Annotated in this window: 10 protein-coding genes; 3 read left to right on the plus strand and 7 right to left on the minus strand. The window is 63.2% G+C overall.

Annotation, left to right across the window (positions count from 1 at the left end):
* Positions 1–46: 46 nt before the first annotated feature.
* The 5 genes from cueR to C5L10_RS27980 form a co-directional block, all read right to left on the minus strand.
* Positions 47–490, minus strand: coding sequence for a Cu(I)-responsive transcriptional regulator (gene cueR / locus C5L10_RS27960; RefSeq protein ID WP_105432328.1), 444 nt, complete (start codon positions 488–490; stop codon positions 47–49).
* Entirely contained in the window at positions 487–2,901 is a 2,415-nt protein-coding gene (locus C5L10_RS27965; protein WP_105432329.1) for a heavy metal translocating P-type ATPase, read from the minus strand. The genes cueR and C5L10_RS27965 overlap by 4 nt, the downstream gene beginning before the upstream one ends.
* A gap of 97 nt (positions 2,902–2,998) precedes the next feature.
* Positions 2,999–4,960, minus strand: coding sequence for an acyltransferase family protein (locus tag C5L10_RS27970; protein ID WP_105432330.1), 1,962 nt, complete (start codon positions 4,958–4,960; stop codon positions 2,999–3,001).
* A gap of 152 nt (positions 4,961–5,112) precedes the next feature.
* Positions 5,113–6,228 (minus strand): helix-turn-helix transcriptional regulator, encoded by a 1,116-nt coding sequence (locus C5L10_RS27975; RefSeq protein ID WP_172717219.1) that lies wholly within the window; start codon positions 6,226–6,228, stop codon positions 5,113–5,115.
* Positions 6,229–6,504: 276 nt separating this feature from the next.
* Positions 6,505–6,936 (minus strand): helix-turn-helix domain-containing protein, encoded by a 432-nt coding sequence (locus tag C5L10_RS27980; RefSeq protein WP_105432332.1) that lies wholly within the window; start codon positions 6,934–6,936, stop codon positions 6,505–6,507.
* An 88-nt stretch (positions 6,937–7,024) separates the two neighbouring features.
* Here C5L10_RS27980 and C5L10_RS27985 point away from each other — a divergent pair, with 88 nt between their 5' ends.
* Positions 7,025–7,840 carry an oxidoreductase gene (locus tag C5L10_RS27985; RefSeq protein WP_105432366.1) on the plus strand — a complete coding sequence of 272 codons (816 nt, stop codon included), beginning with the start codon at positions 7,025–7,027 and terminating at the stop codon, positions 7,838–7,840.
* Positions 7,841–7,897: 57 nt separating this feature from the next.
* Positions 7,898–8,899, plus strand: a complete 1,002-nt coding sequence (locus C5L10_RS27990) for an NADP-dependent oxidoreductase (protein ID WP_105432367.1) — start codon at positions 7,898–7,900, stop codon at positions 8,897–8,899.
* A gap of 10 nt (positions 8,900–8,909) precedes the next feature.
* Here C5L10_RS27990 and C5L10_RS27995 read toward each other — a convergent pair whose 3' ends face one another.
* The gene (locus C5L10_RS27995) at positions 8,910–9,371 is read right to left on the minus strand and encodes a YcgN family cysteine cluster protein (protein ID WP_105432333.1); all 462 of its coding nucleotides are present in this window, start codon (positions 9,369–9,371) and stop codon (positions 8,910–8,912) included.
* A 186-nt stretch (positions 9,372–9,557) separates the two neighbouring features.
* Here C5L10_RS27995 and C5L10_RS28000 point away from each other — a divergent pair, with 186 nt between their 5' ends.
* On the plus strand, positions 9,558–11,771 hold the full coding sequence (locus C5L10_RS28000) for a transglycosylase domain-containing protein (protein WP_172717220.1): 2,214 nt from the start codon (positions 9,558–9,560) through the stop codon (positions 11,769–11,771).
* Here C5L10_RS28000 and C5L10_RS28005 read toward each other — a convergent pair.
* Complete coding sequence (locus C5L10_RS28005) at positions 11,752–12,231, minus strand: hypothetical protein (protein ID WP_172717221.1); 480 nt, start codon at positions 12,229–12,231, stop codon at positions 11,752–11,754. The genes C5L10_RS28000 and C5L10_RS28005 overlap by 20 nt on opposite strands.
* Positions 12,232–12,338 lie beyond the last annotated feature (107 nt).

Consider the following 12,338-nt stretch of genomic DNA (forward strand, 5'->3'; position numbering starts at 1 on the left):
GGGGAGATCGAAGGAGGCGAGGTCCTGCCTCATCCGAGTGCGGGCATCAGGCATCCTGCCTCGTCTTTTTCCTACCCGCCGGAACGGGTGCATCGGCCGCCCCATCCCCCGCCAGGTCATCGAGGATCGGGCAGTTGGGGCGGTTGTCGCCGCCGCAGCAGTTGGCAAGGTGTTTCAACGTCTTCAGCATGCCCTGCATCTCGGCGATGCGTCGTTCGAGATCGCCGATATGGGCGGTCGCGACGTCCTTGACGGCAGCGCTTTCGCGGCTCTTGTCCTGCCAGAGTTTCAGCAGCGTCTCGGTCTCTTCGAGCGAAAAGCCGAGATTGCGGGCGCGCTTGATGAAGCGCAGGATATGCACTTCCTCATCGCCATAGACCCTGTAATTGTTACCGGTGCGGCCCATCGGCCGGATCAGCCCGATCTCCTCGTAATAGCGGATCATCTTGGCCGAAACGCCGGACGCGCTGGAGGCTTCGCCGATATTCATCTCGTCTCTCCCACTTTCACCGCCTTCAGCCGCAGCGCATTGCCGAGCACGAAGACGCTCGACAGCGCCATGGCGCCGGCGGCGATCATCGGCGACAGCAGCCAGCCGAAGGCGGGGTAGAGCACCCCGGCCGCGACCGGCACCAGCGCCACGTTGTAACCGAAGGCCCAGAACAGGTTCTGCTTGATGTTGGTCATGGTCGCGCGGCTCATGGCGATGGCCGAAACCGCACCCGACAGATCGCCGCCGACCAGGACCACGTCGGCGCTTTCGATCGCCACGTCCGTGCCGGTGCCGATGGCGATGCCGATATCGGCTTCGGCGAGCGCCGGCGCGTCGTTGATGCCGTCGCCGACGAAGGCAAGCTTTTTCCCGCCGGCCCGCATCTCGTGGATCGCCTTCACCTTGCCTTCCGGCAGGACCTCGGCCACGACCTTGTCTATGCCGACCTGTCTTGCGATCGCCTCCGCGGTGCGGCGGTTGTCGCCGGTCACCATCACCGTTTCGATGCCCATCGCCTGCAACGCCTTGATCGCGTCGCGGCTTGAGGGTTTCAGCGGATCGGCAACCGCGATCACGGCGGCCAGCTTGCCGTCGACGGCGGCATAAAGCGGCGTCTTGCCTTCGTCGCCAAGCCGGGCGGCGGCTTGCGCAAACACCTCGACCGAAAGCCCCAGCTTTTCCATGAACCGGTCGGCGCCGACCGAGATCCTGCGACCGCCCGCTTCCGCCTCGATGCCGTAACCGGTGACCGACGCGAAGCGTTCCGCCTTCGGCACCGTCAGGCCCTTGGCCTCGGCCGCCTTGACGATCGCCTCGGCGATCGGGTGTTCGGACTGCGCCTCGACGCTCGCGACCAATGCCAGCACCTCGTCCCCGGCAAAACCTTGCGCGGTCACCAGGTCGGTCAGTTCCGGCCGGCCCTTGGTGACGGTGCCGGTCTTGTCGAACACGACCAGCTGGACATTGCGCAGTTCCTGCAGCGCCTCGCCCTTGCGGAACAGCACGCCGAGCTCGGCCGCCCGGCCACCGCCGACGACGATCGAGGTGGGCACGGCAAGCCCCATGGCGCAGGGGCAGGCGATGATCAGCACGGCGACCGCATTGGCCAGCGCATGGGCGAGCGCCGGTTCGGGGCCGACGAATAACCAGACGGCGAAGGTGAGAACAGCCAGCGCGATCACCGCCGGCACGAACCAGGCCGTCACCCGATCGACCAGCCCCTGGATCGGCAGTTTCGACCCTTGAGCCTGTTCGACCATGCGGATGATCTGGGCCAGCATCGTATCGCGGCCGACCTTGTCGGCCCGGAAACGAAAGGCGCCGGTCTTGTTGATCGTGCCGCCGACCACGGTCGCGCCGGCCGCCTTTTCGACCGGCAGCGGCTCTCCCGAAATCATCGATTCGTCGACATTCGAGGAGCCGTCGATCACCGTGCCGTCGACCGGAATACGCTCGCCCGGCCGGATCACCAGCACGTCGCCGGCGACCACCTGTTCGGCGGGGATGTCCAGCAGCTTGCCGTCGCGCTCGACGCGGGCGGTCTTCGCCTGCAGCCGGCTGAGCTTCTCGATCGCCTCGCCGGTGCGGCCCGTGGCACGGGCCTCGAGCAGCCGGCCGAACAGGATCAGCGTGACGATCACCGTCGCGGCCTCGTAATAAACGAACCTTGCGCTCTCCGGCAGCAGGTCCGGAGCAAATGTCGTCACCAGCGAATAACCATAGGCGGCCAGCACGCCGACCGCGACCAGCGAATTCATCTCCGGCGCACCGCGCAACAGCGCCGGCAGGCCGAGCTTCAGGAAGCGGAAGCCCGGGCCGAAGACGACCACCGTCGCCAGTGCGAAATAGAGATAATAAAGGTTCTGCGTCTCGATCACACCCATCAGCCAGTGATGAAACGGCTCATAGACATGGCCTGCCATTTCCAGCACGAAGAGCGGCAGGGTCAGCACGAAGGCGATCGCTAGGTCGCGCTTCAGCACGCCCTCCTCGCCCTGGTGCATCTGCATATGGTCATGCCCGCCGGCATGGCCCGCCTGATCGTGCCCCATGGCGGCGTGGTCCATGTGGGCTTCCGGTGCGGAATGCCCGTGGTGGTGCTCGTGCCCGGCATGCGCCGTCTGCGTCACAGGCGGCATCATGCCCGCCTCGCGCATCGCATGGTCGATGGCGCCGGGCGGGATTTCGTAACCGATCTTCCTGATCGCCTTCGTCAGTTCCTCCGGCGAAAAGCCTTCTGCCGATTCCACCGTCAGTTTCTTGGTCGCGAAGTTGACGGCGCTCCTGTCGATGCCCGGCACTTTCGCGGCAGCGTTTTCGACGCGGCGCACGCAGGAGGCGCAGGTCATGCCCTCGACGGGCACGGTAAAAGGCTCAGCCTTGTGGATCGGCTTGACGGTCTGGTTCACGGGCGCAATCTCCCCTTTTTTTGTCGGGATGTCTCACTGTCCCGCCCTATGTGGAGCTTCCCATGATGGGAAGGTCAAGGGGTGCTTGTGGATATTCTCAAGGGCGGCAGAAACCGGCGGGTCGGGCAGCGGGGGCAGAGCCATCACCGCAGCCCTCAGTCGCCGCTTTCACGATAAGATCGTACAGATGGTACTTCTTTCCCAGCAGCCGTATTCCACCCTGGGAATAGTGGCCCGCATCCGCATAAAGGGAGACGCCATCCTCGGAAACCCGGCAGATCGTGCCGTTGCACCGGCCGGTGCCCAGATCGATCACCGGATAGTCCCGCGCCACGACATTCGTGATCTCCATCGCAACGCGACCTCGCCGGTTCACGTCGTCAGCAGACAGATCGCAGTGGTCTGCCGCGATGCCCAGTAATCGTGAACGGGCAACACAACCGCCGACATCGGTGCCCGTCTGCGGAGGCTGCGCGAAAACCACCGGACTCAACCCCATTTGCCGCAGGCCGGACAAGGACGCTAAAAAGCTGTCCAGAAGCAGCGCCCGGCCTGCCGGTACACTCTGCCCGTCCTTCCGAACGAACGTTTCAGTTTCCGCATAGATATCGAGATTGACGCCTATCGCGACGTATCGAAGCGTCCTGGTTGCCGCCATGGCGTCGAGGACGTCCCTGTTCCAGGACAGGCAGCCTTCGGGCGACCTGCGACCGTCGCTGGTAACCGGGTAGGTAATGTCGGTGAACGGTCCGCAAAGGCTTTTGGTGAACTGCACGAGTTTGACATCGGGGGCCGACGCCAGGATACCTTCCACGAGATGGGCGCCGAAGGAATCTCCCCACACCGCGATCTCCGGATTATCGGACGTGGAGCATTCGGGCGCCATCTCGCCGTTACAGTTTTCGCTCAGACCTTTGCTCACCTCGGTCATCTCGTAGAGACCCGGCGACCTGAACGCAGCGCCATCAGTCATTTCGAACATGAAGCCGGAAGCGATGCTGGCCGCTGCCGCAACCCCGGCCAGGGTAAAGAAGCCCTTCGTCCCAACGCGGTTCCTGTCGCGGAACGGCCGCTCGACGAGATAGTAGCTCGCGACCGCAAGCAGCACGGTGAGGCAAAGCAGTAGTGCGGATGTTGAAGCGCTCAAGTCATTGGTGAACAGCCGCAAGCGCGCGAAGGCGAGGACAGGCTGATGCCAGAGATAGAGGCTGTAACTGATCAGACCTACAAAGACCAAGGCTCTTGCGGAAAGAAGCCGTCCAGCGAGATTCTCCGAGGATGAAAATAGAAGAACCAGCGCGGTTCCGGCCACCACCGGCAGCGTCTGCCAGCCCGGATAAGACGGTCCGCCTTCAACCAAGAAGCAGGACAGGACGATCATCGCGAGGCCGCAAGCCGCCGCCAAACCGCCGTAGCGGGCTTTTTCTCCACCGACATTCGCCATACTGATGCTGGCGCCGACGCCAAGCTCCCAGAAGCGGGTGGGCAGAAGGTAGAAATTCGCCGCAGGATCAAACAGCGGCACGAGCTGGGTGGCAAGGAAACTCGTTGCGCTCAACAGGAGAATGGCGGCCAGAACGAACTGGCGGCGAAACCGGCGCAAGGCCATCAGAACAACAGGAAATAGGATGTAGAACTGTTCTTCTACGCCGAGGGACCACGTATGCAAAAGCGGCTTCAGGTCGTTGCTTGCATCGAAATAGCCGGTTTTGGTCCAAAAATAGAAGTTCGAAACGAACAGATTCACCTGATAGAGGCTGCGGCCGAAGTCGCGCAGCTCATAGGGAAGCATCCATGCCCATGCAAACGGCAGGCAAGCCAGGCAGACGCAAAGAAGCGCCGGAGCGATGCGTCGCAGGCGCCGCTCGTAGAAGCGGACGAGACTGAATTTCCGCTCCTCAACCTCGCGATATATGATCGAGGTTATCAGATAACCGCTGATGACGAAGAAGACGTCGACGCCGACAAATCCGCCGCGGAAACCCAGACCACCGTGGAATATAAGGACAGGAACCACAGCGACGGCTCGCAAGCCGTCGATTTCCGGTCTGTATTTCATTCTACAACCCAATGCGGCATCAATTCACGACAGCGAGTGCATCGATCGATTGCACTCGCTCATGCCTGAGCCAATTGCGACTTCGCACATGCGTGCACATCATCCAGCAAAGGAATGTGGCCAATTTAACCCGAGCGCGTTTTGCGAGGCGTTCACGGCTCCGGCCGACCGCCACCGCCGAAGCTCGGCGCGTTCAGGCCCGAAAGCAGCAGCACCAGTTCCGCCTGGCGGGTGGTGCCGGTTTTCAGCATGATCTTCTTCAGGTGCGAGCGGGCGGTTTCGAGCGAGATGCCGAGCGCGGCGGCGGCCATTTCCGGCGTCTGGGCCATGGCGATGCCGCGTGCCACGCGGGCTTCGGCGGGGGTGAGGTCGAAGAGGCCGCAGAGCACCCGCATGTCCGGCGGGCCGACCTGCCCCACCTGGGTGACGGCCAGCACCGCCATCGAACGGGAGAAGATGTCGCGGGCGGCGCGGCGGATCGGCAGAAGATGCAGGATCAGCGGCGGCGCCCCATCGCGGCCCGCCATCGGCAGCGACTGCACGGTCGGCGTGGCCTGCGCCTTGTAGTGCTCTATCGCCCCGTCGAGGAGAGCACCGGCACCTGTCCCTTCCAGCACCAGCCGATCGCCGGCGCCGGTGCGGATGCGCGGGCTCAAGGCCTCCATCTCCGGGTTCATTGCAATTGCCCGGCCGCTGTCGCCGATGACCGCCGCCGGCAATCCGAGCAGCGACAGCGTCTCGGTCATCGAACGCGCCTCGTTGAAGGCAAGCCGCGACGCCATATAGGCGGCCCGAGCGAGATCCGGCTTCAGGAGATTAAGGCGCGCCAGCTGTTCGTCGGAGAAATGCGTCAGGCCCTTGGCGCGCATCAGGGTGATGACGATGACGTGCCCGGTCGGTTCCTGGAAAGCCCAGCCCGCCTCCCACTGCATGCCGTGCGGCTCGATGATGTCGCGCTGGATCGCATCATTGGCAAATTCCTCCGCGCTCAGGAGATCGGTTACGCGGACAAACGAAAAGGGCGAACGCTCCATGGCCCGAACGGGGCGAACATTGTCCAGCCGGGTGTCGCTCTTGACGAACTCGGCAAAGGCGTCGGCGATATTGGGGGTGGTGACGTAACGATGATTGCCGCTGCCGTCGATGGTGAAGATCGAGGCGGTGCTGGACCCTGCCTCCAATGCTATCCTCTCGCAAGTTTCCGTCCAAAGCTCAGGAACCAGGGCTGCCTCGTAGAGGCGGTCTGCCAGCGTGCCTTCTGCATTCATCTAGGTGCCATCGAATGAATTCGGAATGAATCTTGACTGTCACCGTAGTCTTAGCGTTTCTGCACGCCCGGGCATACTGGTAGAATTACCTGAAAAACCTGTCTTGCCCACCTTAACTTATGTCATTGACACGTAATAAACCTGTGCTTCGTGCGGGTTCCTGCGCCTTCCTCGCTCGCCGGTTTAGCCCCGAGGGCTATCGATCCGGCATCGGGCAAGGAACGGACAATCGCCGGCAACAGGACGCAGGACCCGGCTTTCAGTCGGTGTTGCGGCTCATTCGGGCGCGGCGATCCGGATCGGGCGAGTTCCGACCGGAGCGCCGGTGGCGCGGTCGATGGTGACCGGATCGATCTCCGTTCCGGTCTCGGTGTCGAAGAACCGGGTGACCTTGCCGCCGCCGCGATGCTTGCGTCCCCATGCGCCGATCGCAAACAGGACCGGCAGAAAGTCGCGGCCGGCTTCGGTCAGCAGATATTCGTCCCGTGGCGGACGGTCGGAATAGCGCCGTTTCTCCAAAAGCCCCTCCTCCGTCAGGCCTGAAAGCCGTCCGGTCAGCATGGTCGGCGCAATGCCGAGGCTCTTGCGAAACTCGTCGAAGCGGGTCAGCCCCGCATGGGCGTCGCGCATGATCAGCATGCTCCACGCGTCCCCCACAAGCGCCAGGCTCCGGGCGATCAGGCAGGGTTGGTCGGAAAGATTCTTCATGTCGATATCTTTTTAGTAGTGACTTGATACGGATTTGATAGTAACTGATCGCTCAACGATGTTCCATCACAAAATGAAAGCGGAACCGATGAGCAAGAAAAAACGTGGCGTTGCCCTGGTGACGGGTGCCTCCTCAGGAATAGGACTGGTGACGGCGCAGGCGCTGCGGCGGGATGGCTATCAGGTCTTCGGCACCAGCCGGAAGCCGATGCCGGACACGGCGGACGGGGTGACGATGCTGGTCTGCGACGTGACCGACGACGCATCCGTCAAAAATGCCGTGGACGAGGTTCTGCGTCGCGCAGGGCGGATCGATCTTCTCGTCAACAATGCCGGGGTCGGCCTGCTTGGCGGTGCCGAGGAATCCACCACGGAACAGGCGAAGGCCCTGTTCGAGGTGAACGTGTTCGGCACCATCCGGATGACGAATGCCGTCCTGCCCGTGATGAGGGGCCAGCAGAAGGGCCGCATCGTCAACCTGAGTTCGATACTCGGGCTGATCCCGGCTCCTTTCAACGCCCTCTATGCATCCACCAAGCACGCCGTCGAAGGGTATTCGGAGTCTCTCGACCATGAAGTGCGGACCCAGGGCATCCGCGTCGTGCTTGTCGAGCCCGGTTTGACCCGCACCGCCTTCGAGGAGAACCTGACCCGCGCGGACCGCCCGCTTTCCGTCTATGATACGGTTCGCGCTAACGCGGAGCGGCTGATGCGCGAATCCGTCGCGAAGGGAGATGCACCGGAAGTGGTCGCCGAGGCCGTCGTAAAGGCCGCCAATGCGGCATTGCCCAAACGGCGCTACACCGCCGGAAAAATGGCAGGACAGGTCCGCTTCATACGTCGCTTCCTGCCCGAAACCATCGTCGACAAGAACCTTCGGAAGTTCAACGGGCTTCCCGTCTGAGCATTCATCGCAGGCCCGCCGGCGATGCCGGCCACCACGGAAACGGAAGTCAGTCCGATGAAATCATTCCTGATCGATCGCTATCGCAAGGGCGGCGCCCTGCGGTTCGGCGAAATACCCGAGCCGGCATTGCGCGACAACGACGTCATGGTGGAGGTTCATGCCGCCGGCGTGAACGCTCTGGACAACAAGATCAGGGACGGCGAATTCAAGCTTATCCTGCCCTATCGCCTTCCGCTGGTGCTGGGCAATGACGTTGCGGGCGTCGTCGTCCGGGTCGGGGCGAATGTCCGGAAGTTCAAGCCGGGAGACGAGGTCTATGCACGTCCGGCCCAGGATCGCATCGGCACGTTTGCCGAATATATCGCCATGGACGAGGCCGATGTGGCGAGAAAACCCGGCAATCTCACCATGGTGGAGGCCGCATCCATTCCGCTTGTCGCGCTGACGGCATGGCAGGTCCTTGTCGAGCGGGCCAACCTGCAGAAGGGGCAGAAGGTCCTGATCCACGCCGGCTCCGGCGGCGTCGGCACCGTCGCGATCCAGCTCGCCAAGCATCTAGGCGCCCATGTGGCAACGACCACGAGCACGGCCAATGTCGCCCTTGCGAAAAGCCTCGGGGCGGACGTCGTCGTCGATTACAAGAAAGACGACTTCGAGAAGGTGCTGCAGGGCTACGACGTCGTGCTGAACAGCCTGGGCAAGGATACGCTCGAGAAATCCTTGAATGTATTGAAGCCCGGCGGCGAGCTGATCTCGATTTCCGGCCCGCCCGATCCGGACTTCGCCCGGCAGAACGGCTCCGGCTGGCTGCTTCAACAGGTCATGCGCCTGCTGAGCTTCGGCATCAGGAGAAAAGCGGGACGCCGGAAGATCGGCTATTCGTTCCTCTTCATGACGGCGAACGGCGGCCAGCTCGCACAGATCACCTCGCTGATCGAGGCGGGCCACATCCGCCCGGTGATGGACCGGGTCTTCCCGTTCGACAAGACGAACGAGGCGCTGGACTATGTCGAAACGGGTCGCGCCAAGGGCAAGGTCGTCATCGCAGTGAAGTGACGCCGCGTCCCTAGCGTTCCTCGCCCACCGTCAGCGGCCAGTCGACCACGTAGTCCTCGAAATCCTCCACATCGACCTCGTTTTCGCTGACCGTGCGGCCGCGGGCGGAGATGCCGGCCTGGTGCACGGTGTTCGGATCGCCCGAGACCAGCGGATGCCACCAGTAGAGGTCCTCGCCGTCGCGGACGAGGCGATAACCGCAGGTCGGCGGCAGCCAGGCGATCTCGTTGACCGTCGTCGGGGTGAGCTGGATGCAGTCCGGCACGGTCGCCTGGCGGTGCTGATAATCCTTGCAGCGGCAGGTCTCGCCATCGAGCAGACGGCAAGCGACCGAGGTGAAGACGACATCGCCCGAGTCCCAGTCCTCGAGCTTGTTGAGACAACAGAGCCCGCAACCGTCGCACAGGCTTTCCCATTCATTTTGGCTCAGCTGGTCGAGCCGCTTGGTCTTCCAGAAAGGTTCGTCGGTCATCGTGGATATCACATTTGCGGCAGGGCGGAACAAATCCGCGCATCTGCATTTTACCTGTTGCGATTTTGATATCGCGCATCAACCATTTGTCAGCTAAAGCTGATTAACGGTGAGAGGCTAGAGCTCTTGATCCCTTGAAGGGACCGCGTCAAGCACAACTCATCGAAAGGGCGGGGAATTCCGAAGGTGCAGGACGAGCCAAAGTCATCAGGCGACCGGCCGCGCGGCAAGCGCCACCTGCTGCTGCGCATCGATTCCTGGATCGATTCCACCGTCTGGAATCTCGGTTTCCGGCTCGGCGAAATCTGGGAGGAGATCACCATCTTCTTCCGCCGGTTTCGTGTGCGCGGCTGGAAACGCCTCGGCTTCGAACTCGCCGGCGAGGCGATGACCCTGGGCACCGCGGGCTTCGTGGTGCTCCTGGCGCTCGCCCAGCCCGCTTTCGAGGAAACCCACGAGGACTGGCGCAACCGCGGCGATTTCGCCGTCACCTTCCTCGACCGCTACGGCAACATCATCGGCCATCGCGGCATCATTCATGAAGACTCCGTGCCGATCGACGAATTGCCGGACCACCTGATCAAGGCGGTGCTGGCGACCGAGGACCGCCGCTTCTTCGACCATTTCGGCATCGACTTCTTCGGCCTTGCCCGCGCCATGAGCGAAAACGCCAAGGCCGGCGGCGTCGTGCAGGGCGGCTCGACGCTCACCCAGCAGCTTGCCAAGAACCTGTTCCTCACCAACGAACGGTCGATCGAACGCAAGATCAAGGAAGCCTTCCTGTCGCTGTGGCTGGAAGCCAACCTCTCCAAGAAGGAGATCCTGTCGCTCTATCTCGACCGCGCCTATATGGGCGGCGGCACGTTCGGGGCAGCGGCCGCGGCACAATTCTATTTCGGCAAGAACATCACGGAAGTGAACCTTGCCGAGAGCGCCATGCTCGCCGGCCTGTTCAAGGCGCCCGCCAAATATGCGCCGCATGTCAATCTGCCGGCTGCCCGCGCCCGCGCCAACGAAGTGCTTTCCAACCTCGTGCAGAGCGGGCTGATGACCGAAGGCCAGGTGATCGCCGCCCGCCGCGGCCCGGCGACCGTCGTCGATCGCGCCGACGTCAAGGCGCCGGACTATTTCCTCGACTGGGCCTTCGACGAAGTGCAGCGGCTGGCCTCCGCCGGCAAGTTCCACGAACATTCGGTCGTGGTGCGCACGACGATCGACATGGGCCTGCAGCAGGCCTCGGAATCGGCGGTGGAATCGAGCCTGCGCGAATATGGCGAGAGCTTCAAGGTGAAGCAGGGCGCCCTGGTGATGATCGAGAACGGCGGGGCCGTGCGCGCCATGGTCGGCGGCCGCGACTACGGCGAAAGCCAGTTCAACCGCGCCGCCAAGGCGCTGCGCCAGCCGGGCTCGTCCTTCAAGCTCTATACGTACTCGGCGGCGATGGAGAACGGCTTCAAACCGGAATCGACGATTTCCGACGCGCCGATCACCTGGAACGGCTGGTCGCCACAGAACTACGCGCGCTCCTACAAGGGCAAGGTGACGCTGCTGTCGGCCATGGCGCAGTCGCTCAATACCGTGCCGGTCCGGCTCGCCAAGGACTATCTGGGCACCGACGTGATCGTGAAGACCGCCAAGGCCTTCGGTGTCGAAACGCCGCTCAGGAAGGACAAGACCATCCCGCTCGGCACCTCGGAAATGACGGTGCTCGACCAGGCGACGGGTTATGCCGTGATGCCGGCCGGCGGCATGGAATCGCGTCGCCACGGCATCGAGCAGGTACTCGGCTACGGCGGCGACGTGCTCTACGACTTCAACCGCGACGAACGACCGGCCAAGCGCGTGCTCTCCGAGCAGGCGACATCGTCGATGAACCGCATCCTGTCGCAGATCCCGGTGATCGGCACGGCCCGCAGGGCGGCGCTCGACGGCGGCATCGTCACGGCCGGCAAGACCGGCACCTCGCAGAGCTATCGCGACGCCTGGTTCATCGGGTTTACCGGCAATTACACGACCGCGGTCTGGTTCGGCAACGACGACTTCACCTCGATGGACAACATGACGGGCGGTTCGCTGCCGGCCGCGACCTTCAAGACGGTGATGGACTATGCCCACCAGGGCATCGAGCTGCGTGCCATTCCCGGCATCGACAACCCGCTGCCGACCGGCGACCACAAGGGCAACGCCGTCGCCAAGAAGAAGGACGGCACCATCGATACCGGATTGCAGGCGCTCATCCGCCCGCGTTCCCTGTCGGCCGAATCCACCCGGCTGCTGCGGCAGATCGCCGGAAAGCTGAAAGAGGCCGGGCGGCTCGGACCCGCCACCGCCAAGGTGGCCGACAAGACCGCGACGGGATCGCTCGCCGAGGCGACGGCCGTCAGTTCCATAACCCCCTGAACCCAAGGCTTCCGAGTTTGCCGCGCATGGTCGCGGCGACGCAGAGCGCGGTCACGCCTTCGTGCAGGCCGCCCTCGGTCAGCTTGCCGAAGGCGATCCGGTCGCGCTGCGAAAGGTTGCCGCTGGCCTGCGAAAGCCAGCCACGGAATTCCGCGCTGCGTTCGGCCTGCCCCACCTCCTGCCCCATCAGGTCGAAAAAGCGGATATAGCTGTCGACCGCGAGGTTCTTGACCGGCGGGCTCGTCCAGCCCTCCCGCGCCGGCTGGGGAAGGCAGATCTCGATGCCGTCGACGATGGCGCGGCGCGCCTCCGTCGGCTGGCTTTCGGTCAGCGTCATGAAGTCGAGGGAAATGTCCTTCGGGGTCGAAGGACCCGGCACCGGTTTCAGGTGGAAATAGGCACCCGAAAATCCGGCAGCCACGGCTATCAATGCACCGGTCGCCATCATCCATGTTCTCATCGTCTCTGCTCCGGAACGTCGTCGCAGACACGGTAGCCAAGGAATGAGCCGGGCAAGGTAACAGGCGGTTTTTAGTCACAGGAACCGCTCGGAATAACCTTATCAAA

It is taken from the genome of Neorhizobium sp. T6_25 (assembly GCF_002968555.1).
In the GTDB taxonomy this organism is placed as follows: domain Bacteria; phylum Pseudomonadota; class Alphaproteobacteria; order Rhizobiales; family Rhizobiaceae; genus Neorhizobium.